17 protein-coding genes are annotated in these 17,342 nt (G+C 75.8%); 10 read left to right on the plus strand and 7 right to left on the minus strand.

Translation table 11 applies throughout. The features are described 5' to 3' along the window. Window positions 1-108: 108 nt before the first annotated feature. A complete protein-coding gene (locus tag HL054_RS06130) occupies window positions 109-900 on the minus strand; it encodes a hypothetical protein (RefSeq protein ID WP_369137931.1) in 792 nt (263 codons plus the stop codon). A gap of 145 nt (window positions 901-1,045) precedes the next feature. On the opposite strand from HL054_RS06130, the gene HL054_RS06135 reads away from it, so the two are divergent. Then, window positions 1,046-2,428: a nitrate/nitrite transporter gene (locus HL054_RS06135; protein WP_369137932.1), complete on the plus strand. Its 1,383-nt coding sequence runs from the start codon at window positions 1,046-1,048 to the stop codon at window positions 2,426-2,428. A 61-nt stretch (window positions 2,429-2,489) separates the two neighbouring features. On the opposite strand, the gene HL054_RS06140 is transcribed toward HL054_RS06135, so the two are convergent. Continuing rightward, on the minus strand, window positions 2,490-2,813 hold the full coding sequence (locus tag HL054_RS06140; protein WP_369137934.1) for a DUF6221 family protein: 324 nt from the start codon (window positions 2,811-2,813) through the stop codon (window positions 2,490-2,492). A 254-nt stretch (window positions 2,814-3,067) separates the two neighbouring features. On the opposite strand from HL054_RS06140, the gene HL054_RS06145 reads away from it, so the two are divergent. Continuing rightward, entirely contained in the window at window positions 3,068-4,180 is a 1,113-nt protein-coding gene (locus tag HL054_RS06145) for an amidohydrolase family protein (protein WP_369137935.1), read from the plus strand. Between the two features lie 72 nt (window positions 4,181-4,252). Here the strand turns inward: HL054_RS06145 and HL054_RS06150 are convergent, their stop codons facing one another. Continuing rightward, entirely contained in the window at window positions 4,253-5,428 is a 1,176-nt protein-coding gene (locus HL054_RS06150) for a uroporphyrinogen-III synthase (RefSeq protein WP_369137936.1), read from the minus strand. Between the two features lie 76 nt (window positions 5,429-5,504). Here HL054_RS06150 and HL054_RS06155 point away from each other — a divergent pair, with 76 nt between their 5' ends. The 5 genes from HL054_RS06155 to HL054_RS06175 all read left to right on the plus strand — a co-directional run bounded on the left by HL054_RS06155 (window position 5,505) and on the right by HL054_RS06175 (window position 8,566). Next, window positions 5,505-5,999 carry a PH domain-containing protein gene (locus HL054_RS06155; protein WP_369137937.1) on the plus strand — a complete coding sequence of 165 codons (495 nt, stop codon included), beginning with the start codon at window positions 5,505-5,507 and terminating at the stop codon, window positions 5,997-5,999. Between the two features lie 334 nt (window positions 6,000-6,333). Beyond that, a complete protein-coding gene (gene infC / locus HL054_RS06160) occupies window positions 6,334-6,915 on the plus strand; it encodes a translation initiation factor IF-3 (RefSeq protein ID WP_369137980.1) in 582 nt (193 codons plus the stop codon). Between the two features lie 78 nt (window positions 6,916-6,993). Beyond that, window positions 6,994-7,188: a 50S ribosomal protein L35 gene (gene rpmI, locus HL054_RS06165; RefSeq protein WP_369137939.1), complete on the plus strand. Its 195-nt coding sequence runs from the start codon at window positions 6,994-6,996 to the stop codon at window positions 7,186-7,188. A 36-nt stretch (window positions 7,189-7,224) separates the two neighbouring features. Then, entirely contained in the window at window positions 7,225-7,614 is a 390-nt protein-coding gene (gene rplT, locus HL054_RS06170; RefSeq protein WP_369137940.1) for a 50S ribosomal protein L20, read from the plus strand. Between the two features lie 145 nt (window positions 7,615-7,759). After that, complete coding sequence (locus HL054_RS06175) at window positions 7,760-8,566, plus strand: TrmH family RNA methyltransferase (RefSeq protein WP_369137941.1); 807 nt, start codon at window positions 7,760-7,762, stop codon at window positions 8,564-8,566. A gap of 97 nt (window positions 8,567-8,663) precedes the next feature. On the opposite strand, the gene HL054_RS06180 is transcribed toward HL054_RS06175, so the two are convergent. Next, window positions 8,664-10,919 carry a diguanylate cyclase domain-containing protein gene (locus tag HL054_RS06180; RefSeq protein WP_369137942.1) on the minus strand — a complete coding sequence of 752 codons (2,256 nt, stop codon included), beginning with the start codon at window positions 10,917-10,919 and terminating at the stop codon, window positions 8,664-8,666. Between the two features lie 155 nt (window positions 10,920-11,074). Here HL054_RS06180 and pheS point away from each other — a divergent pair, with 155 nt between their 5' ends. From pheS to HL054_RS06195, 3 genes are read left to right on the plus strand one after another with little or no spacing between them, the layout of a single operon-like run. After that, window positions 11,075-12,142 (plus strand): phenylalanine--tRNA ligase subunit alpha, encoded by a 1,068-nt coding sequence (gene pheS, locus HL054_RS06185; protein ID WP_369137943.1) that lies wholly within the window; start codon window positions 11,075-11,077, stop codon window positions 12,140-12,142. After that, window positions 12,142-14,601, plus strand: coding sequence for a phenylalanine--tRNA ligase subunit beta (pheT, locus tag HL054_RS06190; protein WP_369137945.1), 2,460 nt, complete (start codon window positions 12,142-12,144; stop codon window positions 14,599-14,601). Before pheS ends, pheT begins: the two co-directional genes overlap by 1 nt. Next, window positions 14,598-15,482, plus strand: coding sequence for an SDR family NAD(P)-dependent oxidoreductase (locus HL054_RS06195; RefSeq protein WP_369137946.1), 885 nt, complete (start codon window positions 14,598-14,600; stop codon window positions 15,480-15,482). Before pheT ends, HL054_RS06195 begins: the two co-directional genes overlap by 4 nt. 38 nt (window positions 15,483-15,520) lie before the next feature. Here HL054_RS06195 and HL054_RS06200 read toward each other — a convergent pair whose 3' ends face one another. From HL054_RS06200 to HL054_RS06210, 3 genes are all read right to left on the minus strand, one after another. Beyond that, the gene (locus HL054_RS06200) at window positions 15,521-15,856 is read right to left on the minus strand and encodes an STAS domain-containing protein (protein ID WP_369137947.1); all 336 of its coding nucleotides are present in this window, start codon (window positions 15,854-15,856) and stop codon (window positions 15,521-15,523) included. Between the two features lie 106 nt (window positions 15,857-15,962). Then, window positions 15,963-16,364: a VOC family protein gene (locus HL054_RS06205; RefSeq protein WP_369137948.1), complete on the minus strand. Its 402-nt coding sequence runs from the start codon at window positions 16,362-16,364 to the stop codon at window positions 15,963-15,965. 46 nt (window positions 16,365-16,410) lie between these two features. After that, the gene (locus HL054_RS06210; protein WP_369137949.1) at window positions 16,411-17,292 is read right to left on the minus strand and encodes a diacylglycerol/lipid kinase family protein; all 882 of its coding nucleotides are present in this window, start codon (window positions 17,290-17,292) and stop codon (window positions 16,411-16,413) included. Between the last annotated feature and the right edge of the window lie 50 nt (window positions 17,293-17,342).

A 17,342-nucleotide genomic window follows, 5' to 3' on the forward strand; every position in this document is an offset into this window, starting at 1 on the left:
CCGCCGGCCGTCCTCCTGCACCAGAGGCCGTCCTCCTGCACCGATGTCGCTGCGGGAGGACGGCCTTCGATCAGGTGACCTGATCGAAGGCCGCCGGGGCGCCGGCCATCAGGCGGGCGGGAGCTCCAGGTCGGCGACGGCGGCCTGGACGTCGTCCTCGCGCACGAAGTCCAGCGCCAGCAGCCGGTGCACGAGCACGCCGCGGCGGGTGAGCCGCAGGTCGGCCGGGCGCAGCCGGGGGCGGGTGCCGGGCCGGTCCGGAGCCGGCGGCGGGTCGAGCAGGCCGGCGCGCTGCAGGTCGGCGACGTCCTCGCGGGCGCCCCACGCCCGCCAGCTCCGGGGGTCGTCCTCGAGCGGCGCCATCGGCAGCGGCGAGCGGTCGCGGCGGCCGACGGCGGCGAGCAGCACCAGCTGCCGCCAACTGCACGACTCGGCCAGCTGCAGCGCGCGGGCGGCCAGGGCGACGTCGATGTCGGGGGAGACGGCGACCTCGGCCACCAGGTAGCCCAGGTGCCGCACCCGCCGTTCCTCGGTGGTCAGCCGCGCCGCCTGGACGACGTCCTCGACCAGCCGCTCGGCGGCCGACCGGGCGGCGGTGGTGACGCTGAAGAACCCGTCGGTGCGGACGGCGCGGCCCTGGTGGGCGCGGGTGACCGACAGCTCGGCGGTGAAGGCGAGCACCGCGCCGGCCCGGGCGCGCTCCCAGGTCAGCGGCAGCTCGGCGGCGCAGGTGGCGGCGTCGCGCAGGCAGGAGGCGAGCCGCTCGTCGAGCCGCAGCGGGCTGGTCTCCGGGGCGAACAGCAGGCCGGCGACCGCGCGGCTCATCGACCCGGCGACCAGCTCCCCGGTCTCCACCAGGTCCCGGCCGGGGGCGCGCTCGTCGCCGATGGGGTCCCTCACCCGGTGATCATGACGCGCCGCCCGCTCGCACGCACCCGACGGCCGCGTCCCCTCACCACAGCGGGGCAGGGGCGGTGAGCACAACGGAACACGAGCTCACCGTCCCGGCAACGGCCGGGGAACGCCGGCCCGCCACGGTGCTCCCATGGCCACAGCCACCCAGACCGGCGCCCCCGTCCAGCAGCACGCCCCCGGCCGGCTCGGTGGCCGGTGGATCGACGACTGGCGCCCCGAGGACCCCGACTTCTGGGAGACGACCGGCAAGGGCGTCGCCCGCCGCAACCTGTTCTTCTCGGTGTTCTCCGAGCACATCGGCTTCTCGATCTGGAGCCTGTGGTCGGTGATGGTGCTGTTCCTGCCCGAGCCGGTGTTCGGCATCGACCCGGCCGGCAAGTTCCTGCTCACCACGCTGCCGACCGCGCTGGGTGCCGTCGTCCGGCTGCCCTACACCTTCGCGGTGGCCAAGTTCGGCGGCCGGAACTGGACGATCATCAGCGCCGCGGCCCTGCTCGTCCCGACCATCGCGACCGCGGTCGTGCTCGAGCCGGGTGTCTCGTACACGACCCTGCTGGTCGTCTCCTGCCTGGCCGGCGTGGGCGGCGGCAACTTCGCCAGCTCGATGACCAACATCAACGCCTTCTACCCGACCCGGCTCAAGGGCTGGGCGCTCGGCCTGAACGCCGGCGGGGGCAACCTCGGCGTCCCGGTGATCCAGCTGATCGGCCTGCTCGTGCTGGCGACCGCCGGGGCCGAGCACCCGCGGATCGTGCTGTTCGTCTACCTGCCGTTCATCGTCGTGGCCGCCGTGGGCGCCGCGCTGCTGATGGACAACCTGACGACGGCGCGCAACCAGCCGCGGGCCATGCGCGAGGCGACCCGCGAGGGCCACACCTGGATCATGTCGTTCCTCTACATCGGCACCTTCGGCTCGTTCATCGGCTTCGGGTTCGCCTTCGGCCAGGTGCTGCAGAACCAGTTCGCCGACGACTTCGCCACCCCGCTGGCCGCCGCCCAGCTCACCTGGCTGGGGCCGCTGCTGGGCTCGCTCATCCGGCCGCTCGGCGGGTCGCTCGCCGACCGCTACGGCGGCGCCCGGATCACGTTCTGGAACTTCGTGGCGATGGCGGTAGGCGCGGGGGTCGTGCTCACCGCCAGCCGGGTCGAGTCGCTGCCGCTGTTCCTGCTCGGGTTCGTCCTGCTGTTCGTGTTCAGCGGGATCGGCAACGGCTCGACCTACAAGATGATCCCGGCGATCTTCCGGTCCCGCGCCATGGACGCCGTCGCCGGCGGCGCCGACCCGGCGGTCGCGGACAAGCACGCGCTGCGGATGTCCGGCGCGCTGATCGGCATCGCGGGGGCCATCGGCGCGTTCGGCGGCGTGCTGGTGAACCTGGCCTTCCGCCAGTCGTTCCTGTCCACCGGCAGCGGGGACGGCGCCTATCTGGCCTTCATCGCCTTCTACGCCGTCTGCGTCGTCGTCACCTGGGTCGTCTACCTGCGCCCGGGCACCAAGCTCGCCGGTGTTTGATGGCCCCCCTGCAGGGGCCCGCCGTGAGCTTGCGAGCGGTGGGGGGCAGGGGGGTCGTTCGTCAGGGGCGCCAGACCTCCTGGTAGTCGGGGTGGTCGGCGTAGGGCGTGGCCAGCAGAGCGAGGGTGACGGCGGCCAGCTGGTGGACGTCCCGGGGCGGCATCGGGAAGTCGGCCAGGCCCTGCGGCCGGGACCCGAGGAAGTCCAGGTCCGGCGCCGCCGCCTGGCAGGTCAGCACCACCTTCCGCTTGGCGGCGCAGTCGGCGCGGAGTCGCTCGGCGGTGCCCTCCTCGCCCTGCGCGGCCGCGAGGTCCGCGGCGGTGCGGGCGTCCTCGGCCATCCGGGCCAGGAGGAACCCGACCAGGTCCATGACGGGCGGTTCCATCCGCCCAGTGTCCTACCGCGCGTTGCCCATCTCCAGGGCGGTGCGCGCCGGGTGCGCGGGTCCGACGCCGCCGGTCAGCTGGGCGGCTGGCGGGCGCACCTGGCCGCGGTGGGCGCGTCCCCGACGGCGGTGCCGGCCTGAACGCGTCCGGCTTCTCCCCGGTCCCCGGTCCGGCAGCGCCGTCCCGGACCCTGCGCCACACCCGCCTGGTCGGGGTCGACGGGCTCTCCGACGTCCGGCTCGACGTCGGCACGGTGACCTCGGTGCAGCCGGCGGACCCGACCGCAGTGCCGGACCCGGCCGACCTCGACGTGGCCGGGCGGGTCGTGGTGCCCGGCCTCGTGGACGCGCACGTCCACCTCGACAAGGCGTACACCCTCGCAGCGCTGGAGGAGCGCGGACTGCCTGGTGACGGCATCGCCGCCGCGATCGAGGCCACCAGGGCACTGCGCGCCGAGCTCGGGCCGGCGCTCGTCCGCCCCGGGATGGAGCGGCTGCTGACCGAGCTGGCCCGGGACGGCACGGTCGCCGCCCGGGCCCACGTCGAGCTCGACCGGGGGACCGACCCGGCGGTCGTCGGCCTGCACCGCGAGGTGCTGGCGGAGCACCCGGGCGTGGGCCTGCAGCTGGTCGCGTTCCCGCAGAACGGCACCTCGCACGACCCGGACGCCCGGCGGTGGATGACGCGCGCCCTGGACGACGGCTGCGAGGTCGTCGGGGGCTGCCCGTACGCCGACGCCGATCCGCGGGCGCACCTGGACCTGGTCCTCGGCCTCGCCGCCGACCGGGGTCTGCCCGTCGACCTGCACCTGGACCTCACCGACGACGTGGCCGACGCGCAGATCGACCTGGTCCTCACGCTCGTGGAGCGGGCGGGCCTGCAGGGCCGGACCACCGTGGGCCACCTGACCGCGCTGTCCGGCTTCGACCCCCAGCGGCGGCGGCGGACGATCGACCGGCTCCGCGAGCTCGCCGTGTCCGTCGTGGTCCTGCCCACCACCGACCTCTGGCTGTCCGGGCGCACCAGCGCCCGGCCCGGCGTCCGTGGTCTCGCGCCGGTCCGGGAGCTGCTCGACGGCGGGGTGCCCGTGGCGCTGGCGAGCAACAACCACCAGAACGCGTTCACCCCGGTGTCCGGGGGTGGCCTGCTGCGCGTCGCCTGGCTGAGCAGCCTGGCCTGCCACATCGGGGACGCCGCCGGCCAGGCTCGACTGCTCGACGCCGTCACCGCGGCACCTGCGGCGATGCTGGGTCTGGGGCGCTGGGACGTGGCGCCGGGCAGCAGCGTGCCGCTGCTGCTGGTGGACGCGACCGACCCGCTCGACCTGGTGCGGCAGGCGCCGGCGGTCCTCGGCCGACTGTGCTGACCTGCCCGACCCCTGGCCCGGACCGCCGCCGGACGCGGGACGCGGGACGCTGCGGACCCGAGCCCGGGGGTCCTAGACGGCGAGCCGGTAGCCCCGCTTGACGACCGTCTCGACCACCGGGGCGCCGAGCGCGGCGCGCAGCCGGGTCACCGCCATCTCGACGGCGTGCGCGTCACCGCCCCCGGACAGCTCGCCCAGCAGGTCGGCCCGCGAGACGACGACGCCGGGACGGCGGGCCAGCGCCCGCAGCACGGCCATCGGCCCCGGCGGCAGCTCCACCAGCCGCCCGTCGAGCACCGCGGCGTGCCCCCGCACCTGCAGCGTGTGCGGGCCGGAGGTGAGCACCGGGTGCCGGGCGGGCAGCTCGGCGACGACCGAGCGGGCCAGCGCCCCCAGGCGGGCCCGCTCCGGCTGGACGGTGCGGATGCCGACCGCCTCCAGCGGGGCGGCGGTCACCGGGCCGACCGCCACCGCCAGCACGGCGTCGTCGAAGGCGGTCAGCACCGCGGCGCGCACGCCCTCGTCCGCGGCCACCTGCAGCAGGCTGGCCGCGGCGGGGGCGCTGGTGAAGGTGACCGCGTCCACGCCGCGGGCGGCGATGGCGGCGACCAGCCGGCGCAGCGGCGCGGTGTCCTCGGGCAGCACCCAGCGGTACACCGGGACGGTGAGCACGTCGGCACCGGCGTCGCGCAGGCCGGAGACCAGGTCGGGCAGCGGGTCGCCGTGCAGCTGCACCGCCACCCGCCGGCCGGCGATGGGGCCCTCCGCGCCGGACAGCAGGTGCTCCAGCACCTCCGCCGAGCTCTCCGACTCCGGCGACCACGCGTCCACCAGCCCGGCGCCGCGGATCGCGCCGCGGGCCTTGGGGCCCCGGGCGAGCACCCGGGAGGTCTGCAGGTGCTCGCGCAACGGCAGGTCCCAGGCCTCGGCGGCCTCCAGCCAGCCGCGGAAGCCCACGCCCGTCGTCGCCACCACCAGGTCGACCGGGGCGGCCAGCACCTCGCGGGTCGCGGCGACCAGGTCGGCGTCGTCGGACAGCGGCACGATCCGGATGGCGGGGGCGTACACGACCCGGGCGCCGCGGCGGTCGAGCAGGGCGCCGAGCTCCTCGCGGCGGCGGGCGGCGGTCACCGCGACCGTGTAGCCGCGCAGCGGCAGCAGCTCGTCGGCGGGGACCTCGGGGGCCGGCCCGGCGGGGGAGCCGCCGGCCGGGCCGTCCTCGGGACGGTCGAGCGCGGGGTCGGTCACCCCTCCATCGTGCTGCCTCGGTGTTGCGGCCGTGTGACGGGCGACCCCGCCGGACCCGGCAGTGCACCATGGGGACGTGCCCGCCGACCCCACCCCTGCCCCGGTGTCCGCCGTCCCGCAGCGCCTGCGGCTGATCACCGCCCTGGCCGCCGCCGGGCTGGTGGCGGTGATGACCGTGGTCGCGGTGCTGCTCAAGTCCTCGACCACCGGCGTCGTCTCCTTCCAGACCGCCGACCAGGTGGCGATGGTCGGGCTCGGGCTGGCCATGGGCGCCGGCGTGCTGATGATCGGCAGGTCCCGGATGGAGGCCGACGCCGACGGCGTGCACGTGCGCAACGTGGTGATGAACCACCAGGTCCCGTGGTCGGCGGTGCGCGCGGTGCGGTTCGACCGGCACTCGCCGTGGGCGACGCTGCTGCTCACCAACGACGACGAGCTGGCCGTCTCCGCGGTCCAGGCGGCCGACGGCGAGCGGGCGCTGCACGCCGTCCAGGGCATGCGCGCGCTGCTCGCCGACCACCAGGCCCGGCACGCCGTCCCGCGCGAGGACCTGCTGTACCCCCGGGAATGACGGACGGGGGGCGGACGCTGTACTGTGAGCGAGCCTCCCCCCGCTACATCGAGGCGCGTGAACCACGGTGGCCCCGGTCTGCAGAGACCGACGGCCACCTACCAAAGAGGAGCCCGCTCCCACCTGGCGCCGTACAGGCACCCAGGTCCCCGGATCGCGCAGACCGGTCACCCGGCCTGCGTGGCCAGCACGGCACCCCCGCCCCGGGGTGCCGTCGGCGTCCGGCGAGTGGGCCCCGTGAGCTCCGGCTCACGGGGCCTCTTCCGTCGGCGACCCGGGTGGGACACCGGCTCCTCACCGCAGCAGCAGAGGAGAGGCCATCACCGAGCCCCGCATCAACGACCGCATCCGCGTCCCCGAGGTCCGCCTCGTCGGGCCCGAGGGTGAGCAGGTCGGCGTCGTGTCGATCGGCGAGGCACTGCGCCTGGCCCAGGACAGCGAACTCGACCTCGTCGAGGTCGCGCCCATGGCCCGGCCGCCCGTCGTCAAGCTCATGGACTACGGCAAGTTCAAGTACGAGGCTGCGCAGAAGGCCCGCGAGGCCCGGCGCAACCAGGCGCTCACCGTCATCAAGGAGATGCGGCTGCGCCTGAAGATCGACCCGCACGACTACGAGACCAAGAAGGGCCACGTCGAGCGCTTCCTCAAGGGCGGCGACAAGGTCAAGATCACCGTGATGTTCCGCGGTCGCGAGCAGTCCCGCCCGGAGATGGGCTACAAGCTGCTGCAGCGGCTGGCCGGCGACGTCGCCGACCTCGGGGTGGTCGAGTCCAACCCCAAGCAGGACGGCCGGAACATGGTCATGGTCATCGCCCCGCACCGGAACCAGGCGGCGACGGACGCGGCGCGGCGATCGGCCAAGCAGGAGAAGCAGGCGGCCAACGACGAGCCGGCCCAGCAGGCGCCCCCGGCCTGAACCAGGCCGGCACCACCCGTACCCGCGCCGCGCAGCTGAAGGCTGCGCGGCGCCGGGCAGACACGAACAGGACCACAGATGCCGAAGAACAAGACCCACAAGGGCACGGCCAAGCGCATCCGCGTGACCGGCACCGGGAAGCTGGTGGGTGAGCACCAGAACAACCAGCACAAGTTCGAGGCGAAGTCCTCCTCCCGCAAGCGCCGGGTCAGCGGTATCGGGGTCATCTCCAAGGCCGACACCCCGCGGATGAAGAAGCTCCTCGGTCTCTGACCGTCCTTCCCCCCACGAGCAGAACGGAGCTCTCACGTGGCACGCGTGAAGCGGGCGGTCAACGCCCAGAAGAAGCGTCGTACGACCCTCGAGGCGGCCAGCGGTTACCGCGGCCAGCGCTCGCGGCTGTACCGCAAGGCCAAGGAGCAGATCCTCCACTCCGCCACCTACAACTACCGCGACCGCAAGGTCCGCAAGGGTGACTTCCGCAAGCTGTGGATCACCCGGATCAACGCCGCGGCCCGGCAGAACGACATGACCTACAACCGCTTCATGCAGGGCCTCAAGCTGGCCGGCATCGAGCTGGACCGTCGTGTCCTCGCCGAGCTCGCCGTCAACGAGCCGGCCGCCTTCACCTCGCTGGTGGAGTCGGCCCGCGCCGCCCTCCTCGCGAACCCCGAGGCGACCGGCGCCGCAGCCGCCTGACGAAGGACCCCCTTCCCCCCACCCTTCGCAAGCTCAGGGCGGGACCCTGAAGGGGGCCGAACACCTCACGACGCCGTCGTGGGCGGGTCCCCGGACCTGCTCACGGCGGCGTCGTCGTCTGTCCACCCCTGACCCGAGGAGTCCCGTGCCCGACCAGCTGACCGAGCGCTCGGCGCGGGTCGCCGCTGCCCGCAAGCTGACCCGCCGCAGCGGCCGGGACGACGCCGGCGCCTTCCTCGCCGAGGGGCGGCAGGCGGTCACCGAGGCGCTGGCCGAGGCGCAGAGCGACCCGGCCGCCGTGCTGGAGGTCTTCGTCACCGAGGCCGCGGCAGTCGCCCACCGCGAGCTGCTGGCCGCCACCCGGGTGCCGGTGCACGTCGTCACCGACCGGGCCGCGGCGTCGCTGTCGGAGACGGTCACCCCGCAGGGGCTGGTCGCGGTCTGCGCGCTGCGCGACGTCCCCGTCGAGACGCTGCTGGACGACCCTCCGCGGCTGGCCGTCGCGCTGGCCGAGCTCGCCGACCCCGGCAACGCGGGCACGGTGCTGCGCACCGCGGACGCCTGCGGCGCCGGCACGGTCGTGTTCGGCACCGGGTCGACCGACCCCTACAACGGCAAGGTCGTGCGCAGCAGCGCCGGCAGCCTGTTCCACGTCGACGTCGTCCGGAGCGCGTCGCTGGCCGAGCTGGTGCCGCGCGTGCAGGCCGCCGGGACGACGGTGCTGGCCGCCGACGGTGGGGGAGAGGTGCCGCTGGACGAGGCCGCCGACGAGGGCCTGCTGGCCGCGCCGGTGCTGTGGCTGTTCGGCAACGAGGCACGCGGGCTGGACCCCGCCCTGGGAGCCCTGGCCGACGCCCGGGTGCGGATCCCGATGCGCGGCCGGGCGGAGAGCCTCAACCTCTCCGTGGCCGCCTCGATCTGCCTCTACGCCACCCAGCTCGCCCAACGCTGACCCGCCGCGGCCACCCGTCCCCGCCCCCAGTCCCGAAGATGGCCATCTTCGGCGTCCCGACGGGGCCGAAGATGGCCATCTTCGGCCGTAGGCGGGTTCAGCAGACGGCGGTCGGGTGCTTGGCGGCGTACATCCGGGCGTCGGCGGTGTGCAGCAGCGGGCCGAAGTCGGCGCCGTCCTCGGGGTGCACGCCCACGCCCACGCTCACCCGCACCTGCACCGTCGAGGTACCGAGCACGACCGGCTCGGTCAGCGCCGCCTGCAGCTGGTCGGCGACCGAGGCCGCCTCCGCGGCGGCGGTCGCCGGGTCCAGGCCGAGCAGGCCGACCAGGAACTCGTCGCCGCCCAACCGGGCCAGCAGGTCGCCGCGGCGCAGCCGGCCGCGCAGCCGGTCGGCGACCACCTGCAGCAGCTCGTCGCCGGCGGCGTGGCCGAGCGCGTCGTTGACCGCCTTGAAGCCGTCGAGGTCCAGGAACAACAGGGCGACGGCGTCGCCGGCCAGCCGGGCCTGCCACAGCGCGGCCTCCATCCGCTCCTCGAAGCGGCGGCGGTTGGGCAGCCCGGTCAGCGGGTCGGTGTACGCCAGCTGCTCGATCTGGGCCAGGTGCTGGCGGGTGCGGTCGCGCTCCTGGAGCAGCTCGCGTTCGGCGGTCACCCGCGCGGTGACGTCGGTCTGCACGCCGATGTACTGCACGACCTGGCCGCCGGCGCCCAGCACCGGGGCGAGGTGGATCTCGTTCCACCACGGCTCGCGGTCCTTGCCGCGGTGGTTGAGCAGCGTCGTCCGGAACTCGGCGCCCTCGCGGATCGCCGCGCGCATCCGCCCGACGACCCCGGGGTCGGTGTCCGGGCCCTGCAGGAAGCGGCAGTTGCGGCCCAGCATCGCGCTCGCGGGCAGGCCGGCGAGCTGCTCGAAGGCGGCGTTGACGTAGACCAGCGGCTGGTCGGGCGCGGTCATGTCGGCGATCGCCACGCCGCTGGTGGTCGCGGCCAGGGCGCGGTGCAGCAGCACCTCCTCGACCCGCCCGCCGTCGGCGCCCACGGTCGGCGGCACCGCGGGCGGCGTCTCCGCGGGTGGGTCCTCCGGCAGCACGGGCACGGGCACGGGCTGCGCGGCGACCCGGGCCACGAGCGCGACGCCGGCCCGCTCGACGGTGGTGCGGTCGTAGGTGAGGGCGTACTCGTAGCGGCGCTGCCGGTCCGGTCCGCCGTCGCCGAGGTCGCGGGCCAGCAGGGCGGCGCTGAAGTGCGGGCTCAGGACGACGACGTCCCACTCGCCGCGGACGGGGTCCGTGGGGGCCAGGTGCGCACCACGCACGCCGGGCACCGGCTCGACCGGCAGGTCCTCGCCGAGCGCGGCGACGAACCCGGTCCGGGCGACCAGGTCGCGGTACCGCAGCGCGGTGGCCGGGGTGAAGTGCCGTGCCTCCTGGAAGGTCGAGGCGACGACGCAGGTGTCGCCGAGCCGCATCGCCTGCCGCTCCAGGTGCTTGCTGAGCTCGATGAGGAGCGCCTTGGGCGCGGTCCGCAGCCGGGTGCCGGCGGGCAGGCAGCTGAACGGGGACGCCTGGGTGTCGGCGGTCCGGTCCGTCTCGGGCAGCTCCAGGCGGCCCACCGGGCGGCCGGGCACCGCGGTGGGGCCGGGGCGCCCGAAGAACCAGCCCTGGCCCAGGCTCGCGCCGAGCGCGTGCGCCATCGCCAGGTGCGCCTCGTCCTCGATGCCCTCGGCCAGCACCAGCGCACCGGTCCGCTCGGCGTAGCCGTTGACCGCGTTCATGATCTCGGCGACGGCAGGGCCGGGCCGCTGCTGCACCAGCCGCAGGTCAAGCTTGACCACGTCCGGCCGCAGCAGCGGCATGAAGGCCAGCGACATCGACTCGGCCCCGACGTCGTCCAGGGCGATGCCCCAGCCGACCTCGCGGACCCGCTCGACGGCGCGCAGCAGGTCCGCCGGCCGGGTGGCCAGCGCCCGCTCGGTGATCTCCACGACGACGCGCAGGCCGGCCGGGGCGGTGGTGGCGATGGCCAGCAGCCCCTCCAGCGGGGCGGACTCCAGCACCTGGGGCTCGACGTTGACGAAGACCGTCAGCGGGGCATCGAGCCGGGCCGCCACCGCGCCGCGCAGCGCGGCCGCCCGGCACAGTGCGTCCAGCTCGGCGAGCCGGCCGGCGGCGCGGGCGGCGGCGAAGAGCGCGTCGGGGGTGTGCAGCGGGCCGACCGGACCGCGGGCGAGCGCCTCATAGGCGACGACGCGGCCGGAGTCCAGTTCGACGATGGGCTGGTAGACGCTCTGCACACCGGCAGAGCGGAGCACGTCCTCGATCGTCGGGACGGCGGTGTCAAGCGAGGTCACGGACAGGTGATCGGCACCGCCGGCCCCCGGCTCGTGCCCTGGCGGGGGCCGGGGCACCCGTGCGGGTGAGGCGGCCGCCCGGCGGCCCGTGCCCGGGACCCGCGCACGGGAACCCACGCGCGGCCCGGGCGGCGGGCCGGGCAGAATGGCCTCCCGTGTCTGGCGCCAACGACCCCTACGACCCCAAGCAGGTCGCCGCGCTGTCCGCGGAGGCCCTCGACGCCGCGGTGAGCGCGGCGACCGAGGCCTTCGCCGCGGCCGGTGACCTGGAGGCGCTGGCCGCCGTCCGGCCGGCCCACCTGGGCGACCGCGCGCCGGTGCTGCTGGCCCGCCGCGAGCTCGGCGCGCTGCCCCCGGCGGCCCGCTCGGACGCCGGCAAGCGGGTGAACGCGGCCCGGGTCGCGGTCACCGAGGCCTACGCCACCCGGCTCGCCGCGCTGGAGACCGAGCGCGACGAGCGGGTGCTGGCCGAGGAGCGGGTCGACGTCACGCTGCCCTGGGACCGTGCCCCGCGCGGCGCGCGGCACCCGCTCACCACGCTGACCGACCGGATCGCCGACGTCTTCGTCGGGATGGGCTACGAGGTGGCCGAGGGGCCCGAGCTCGAGGCGGAGTGGCTGAACTTCGACGCGCTCAACATCAGCACCGACCACCCGGCGCGGTCGATGATGGACACCTTCTTCGTCGCCCCGGAGGACTCCGGCCTGGTGCTGCGCACGCACACCAGCCCGGTGCAGGCCCGGACCATGCTCGAGCGCCGGCCGCCGATCTACGTCATCGCGCCGGGCCGGGTGTACCGGACCGACGAGCTGGACGCGACGCACACCCCGGTCTTCCACCAGGTCGAGGGCCTGGCGGTCGACCGCGGGCTGACCATGGCGCACCTGCGCGGCACGCTGGACCACCTGGCCCGCCAGCTGTTCGGCGCCGACGCGGTCACCCGCTGGCGGCCGTCCTACTTCCCCTTCACCGAGCCCTCGGCGGAGTTCGACGTCTGGTTCCCCGAGCACCGCGACGGACCGCGCTGGGTCGAGTGGGGTGGCTGCGGGATGGTCAACCCGCGGGTGCTGACCGCCTGCGGCATCGACCCGGAGGAGTTCACCGGGTTCGCGTTCGGCTGCGGCATCGAGCGCGCCCTGCAGTTCCGCCACGAGGTGGGCGACATGCGCGACATCGTCGAGGGCGACGTCCGCTTCACACGAGCATTCGGAGTTGAGCAGTAGTGCGCGTCCCCATCGGCTGGCTTGCCGAGCACGTCGACCTGCCCGCGGGCACGACGGTCGAGGACCTCGACACCGCCTTCGTCCGGCTCGGCCTGGAGGTCGAGGAGGTGCACCGGGCGCCGGAGACGACCGGCCCGCTCGTCGTCGGCCGGGTGCTCGAGGTCGAGGAGCTGACCGGCTTCAAGAAGCCGATCCGGTACTGCCAGGTGGACGTCGGGGAGGAGGCGCCGCGCGGCATCGTGTGCGGCGCCCGCAACTTCGCCGCCGGTGACCTGGTCGTCGTCGCGCTGCCCGGTGCGGTGCTGCCCGGCGGGTTCGCCATCGCCGCCCGCACCACCTACGACCACGTCTCCGACGGGATGATCTGCTCGGTCCGCGAGCTGGGCATCGGCGAGGACCACGCCGGGATCCTGGTGCTCGGGCGGGACGGCTACGAGCCGGGCACGCCGGCCGGCGGCGTCCTCGGCCTGGACGACGTGGTCATCGAGCTCAACGTCACCCCCGACCGCGGCTACTGCCTGGCGATGCGCGGCATCGCCCGCGAGATGGGCACCGGGCTGGCCGTCGACTGGCGCGACCCCGGCGCGACCACCCCGCCGGCCTGGTCCGGCGAGCCGGCCTGGCAGGTCGAGGTCGCCGCCCCCGACCGCTGCGACCGGTTCTCCATGATCGCCATGGAGGGCCTGGACCCGACGGCGCCGAGCCCCTGGTGGATGCGCCGCCGGCTCACCCAGTCGGGCATCCGCACCATCTCGCTGGCCGTCGACGTCACCAACTACGTGATGCTCGAGCTCGGCCAGCCCATGCACGCCTTCGACCGGGACACCGTGCGCGGCCCGATCGTCGTCCGGCGGGCGTCGGCGGGGGAGCGGGTGACGACCCTGGACGGCGTCGACCGCGCCGTCGACCCCGACGACGTGCTGATCACCGACGACTCCGGGCCGATCGGCCTGGCCGGCGTCATGGGCGGGGCGTCCACCGAGATCGGCGACGGCACCTCGGCCGTGCTGCTGGAGGCGGCGCACTGGGAGCCCACCGGCATCGCCCGCACGGTGCGCCGGCACAAGCTGCCCAGCGAGGCGGCCAAGCGCTACGAGCGCGGCGTCGACCCGGAGATGACGGTGGTGGCGCTGGCCCGGGCGGCCGCGCTGCTCGCCGAGTACGGCGGCGCCCGCGTCGTCGGGTCGCCGGTCGACCCCGACACCCGCGGCCCCCGGCCGGCGATCGCGCTGGACGCCGGCCGCCCGTCCCGGGTCTCCGGCGTCGAGTACCCGGTCTCCCAGGTCATCGAGTCCCTGGTGGCCGTGGGTGCGTCGGTCGACGCCGACGGGAGCCTGCTGCAGGTCACCCCGCCGTCCTGGCGCCCCGACCTCACCGACCCCGCCGACCTGGTCGAGGAGGTCGTCCGGCTCGCCGGCTACGACGACATCCCGTCGGTGCTGCCCAACGTGCCGCCCGGCCGCGGCCTCACCGAGCGGCAGCGCCGCCGGCGCAGCATCGGCCGCGCGCTGGCCGAGGCCGGCTACGTGGAGGCGCCGGCCTACCCGTTCGTCGGCACCGCGGCGCTGGACGCGCTCGGCCTGCCCGCCGACGACGTCCGCCGCCAGGTGGTCGTGGTGCGCAACCCGCTGTCGGAGGAGGAGCCGGCGCTGCGGACGACGCTGCTGCCCGGCCTGCTCGCGACGCTGGCCCGCAACCTCTCCCGCGGCCAGCGCGACGTGGCCGTCTTCGAGCACGGCTCGGTGTTCCCCGGCGACCACCGCACCCCGGCGCCGGTGCCCGGCGTCGACCGGCGCCCGGACGACGAGACCCTGGCCGCGCTGCTCGGTGCGGTCCCGGCGCAGCCCTGGCACGTCGCCGTCGCGCTGACCGGGCACCGCGAGCCGCGCGGCTGGTGGGGCGCGGGGCGCCCGGTCGACTGGGCCGACGCCGTGCAGGCCGCCCGGGTCGTCGCCGCGACGGCCGGGGTCGAGCTCACCGTCCGCGCCGGCGAGCTGGCGCCCTGGCACCCCGGCCGCTGTGCCGAGCTGCTGGTCGGGGACGTGGTCGTCGGCCACGCCGGGGAGCTGCACCCCCGGGTGCTCGCGGCGCTGGACCTGCCCGCCCGCACCTGCGCGATGGAGCTCGACGTCGACGCGCTGCCGCCGGCCGCGGTACCGGTGGGGCCGCACGTGTCCACCTTCCCGCCGGTGCTGGTCGACCTCGCGCTGGTGGTCCCGGACGACGTCCCGGCGGCCACCGTGGAGGCGGCGCTGCGCGAGGGCGCTGGGGAGCTGCTGGAGGCGCTGCGGCTCTTCGACGTCTACACCGGCGCCCCGGTGCCGGCCGGGTCGCGGTCGCTGGCCTACGCGCTGACCCTGCGGGCACCGGACCGCACGCTGACCGGCGAGGAGGCCAACGCCGCCCGCGACGCGGCGACCGCGCTGGCCGTCGAGCGCACCGGGGCGGCGCTGCGGTGATCGAGAAGGGACCCCGTCCCCCCCACCCTTCGCAGGCTCAGGGCGGGCCCCTGGACGGGGCCGAAGGCCACCGGAAGAGGGTTCTCGCGGGCACCGTCGCGCTGGTCACCGGGGCGTCGGCCGGCATCGGCCGGCACCTGGCGCAGGGGCTCGCCGAGCGGGGTGCGGCCGTCGCCGGCCTGGCCCGGTCCGCCGACCGGCTGCTGACCGCGATGGACGAGGTCGCCGACGCCACCGGCGCCCGCACCCTCGCCGTCGCGGCCGACGTCACCCACCCCGACGCCGTCCGGGCGGCGGTCACCCAGGTGACCGCCGAGCTCGGGCCGGTGACGCTGCTGGTCAACAACGCCGGGCTGATCGACGCCGCCGAGGTGCCGCTGTGGGAGGCGGACCCGGCGCAGTGGTGGCAGGTGGTGGAGAGCCAGGTGCGCGGGCCGTTCCTGCTGGCGCACGCCGTCGTCCCGGGGATGGTCGCGGCCGGCGGCGGCCGGGTGATCGGGCTGGGCAGCGGCCTGGGCACCCGGGGGAGCGACGTGTACAGCGCCTACTCCGCCGGCAAGAGCGCGCAGATGCGGATCACCGAGGGCCTCGCGCTGGCCGGTGCCGCGCACGGCGTGCGGGCCTTCGACCTGGCGCCCGGGGTGATCGACACCGGGATGACCCGGGCCATGCCGATGCACGCCGGGCGCACCGACTGGACCCGCCCGGAGGACGTGGTCGCGCTGGCGGTGGCGATCGCCGCGGGGGAGCTGGACCAGTGGTCCGGCCGGTTCCTGCGTGCCGGCGCCGACGACGTGGCGACGCTGCGCGCCACCATGCCGGCGGGCACGGCCCGCCAGCTGCGGCTGCAGCCCTACGGGGACACCGACCCCGTCGGCTGACCGGCCGGCCGGCCGGGCCCGGCCCGGAGAGCCGCGCGTCAGCCGACGGTGGCGAACAGCGGTGCGGCCCCGGCGACCTCGAGCAGCCGCTGCACGCCCCGCGAGGGGCGGCGCAGCTCGGGCACCCGGCCGGCCCGCCGGGCGCCCTCGGTCTCCTGCACGAGCAGCCGCAGCCCCCGGCAGTCCAGGAACGTCGCCCCGGACACGTCCACCGCCACCGGGGCGCGGGAGCCTCGCGGCGTGCTGGCCCGCCAGGCGTCGACGACCAGGGTGTCCACGTCGCCGCGCAGCCGCAGCACCGGGCCACCGGCCTCGTCGACCAGGTCGATGACGCCGGTGAGCTGTGCGTCGAGCGGTGCGACGAACGTGTCCATGGTGGCGTTCCTCCCCCTGCCCGGCACCGGATGCCGGAACGGGGCCCACCGTGCCCGACGGGTCTGACAGGAATGCTGCCGTCGGCTGTGGACCTGCTGGGAGCACTCAGCCCGCGGCGGTGGCCTCGACCACCCACACGGAGTTCCCGTCGGGGTCGCGCAGCGCGAACATCAGCGGCGCTCCCGGCGTCCGCATCGGCTCCGGGTCGACGTCGACGTCACCGCGCGCGGCCAGCCGGGCGTGCTCGGCGAGGACGTCGGTGCACTCGACGCCGATCGCGCCGCCGCCGGGCGTGCCGCCCATCGGCGGGTTGAGGGCCAGCCGGGCGGTCGACCCGGGCGGGGCGACCTCCAGCCAGCGGGCCTCGCCGTCCGCGCCGAAGCGCTCGTCGCCGCGCACCTCGAAGCCGAGGACGCCGGTGTAGAAGTCCCGGGCCGCGTCCTGGTCGGAGACGCTGAACATGGCGACCGCGATGTGCGTGAGGGTGGTGGGCTGGATCTGGGTCATGCGGACAGGACCGGTCCCCGCGCCCGGACTCATCGGTGCGGCCGGTTCAGACGACCGTGGCGAGCGCCCGCGGGGCGATGTCGACCGAGACCCGGGTGCCGGCCGCCAGCTCGACCAGCTCGCCGTCCAGCTGCAACGGCATCGGCGCCAACGTCGTGAACGCGTAGTGGGTGGCGCTGGGCTGCGGTCCCAGCCCGCGGGTCGCCGCCCGCACGGCGGTCGCCAGCACCCGCAGCTTGCCGGTGCGCTGCTGGGTGACCACCTCGAAGAGGCCGTCGTCGGGCGCCGCGCCCTCGCTGAGCGTGGCGTACTTGGCCATCTGGGAGATGTTGGCGAACACCAGGCTGTCGATCGTGCGGCGCCGGCCGTCCTCCAGCCGGATCGGGAAGGGCCGGAACCGGGCGAACCCGCGGACCACCGACACGATCTCCCGCCAGGAGCCCTTGCCGCCGGCCTCCAGGTCGACCGCGACCACCGGGGTGAGCCCGACGCCGATGTAGGAGTGCGCGTACCGCACCTGGTCCGCGTCGCCCCCGGCCAGGGTGAGCCGCAGCAGGTCGATCCGGCGGACGTCGCCGGCCACGATCGCGTCGGCCAGGTGGTGCTCCCGCGTCGTCCGCCGGTGGTCGTTGGCGTTGCCGGCGGCCCGCACCGCGCAGACCGCCCGGTCGTTGCCGGCCTGCACGACGCCGTCGACGACCTCGTTGTAGCCGCCGTCCCCGCTCACCGACACCAGCAGCGGGGAGCCGGCGGCGGCGACCTCCCGGGCGATCTCCCGGGCGTGGCCGGCGTACTGCGTCGGCCGCAGCTCCAGCGGCACGTCGGGCAGCCGGCGCGCCAGCTCGGCCCGCAGCTCCTCCGCCGAGGCCGGGGCGTCGCCGGTGCTGTGCGGGTTGAAGACCAGGACGATGCGGTCGAACGGGCTCACGCGGAAGGCTCCTCGGTCTGCGGGGGCGCGGGGTGTCGCGACCGGCGTCC

The organism is Modestobacter versicolor, from assembly GCF_041028285.1.
GTDB lineage: Bacteria > Actinomycetota > Actinomycetes > Mycobacteriales > Geodermatophilaceae > Modestobacter > Modestobacter versicolor_A.

Excerpts from the sequence above, each read along its gene's own strand:
- HL054_RS06205 (WP_369137948.1), bottom strand. The coding sequence starts at position 16,364 with ATGACCCAGATCCAGCCCACCACCCTCACGCACATCGCGGTCGCCATG.
- HL054_RS06200 (WP_369137947.1), bottom strand. The coding sequence starts at position 15,856 with ATGGACACGTTCGTCGCACCGCTCGACGCACAGCTCACCGGCGTCATC.
- rpmI (WP_369137939.1), top strand. The coding sequence starts at position 6,994 with ATGCCGAAGAACAAGACCCACAAGGGCACGGCCAAGCGCATCCGCGTG.
- HL054_RS06135 (WP_369137932.1), top strand. The coding sequence starts at position 1,046 with ATGGCCACAGCCACCCAGACCGGCGCCCCCGTCCAGCAGCACGCCCCC.
- HL054_RS06140 (WP_369137934.1), bottom strand. The coding sequence starts at position 2,813 with ATGGAACCGCCCGTCATGGACCTGGTCGGGTTCCTCCTGGCCCGGATG.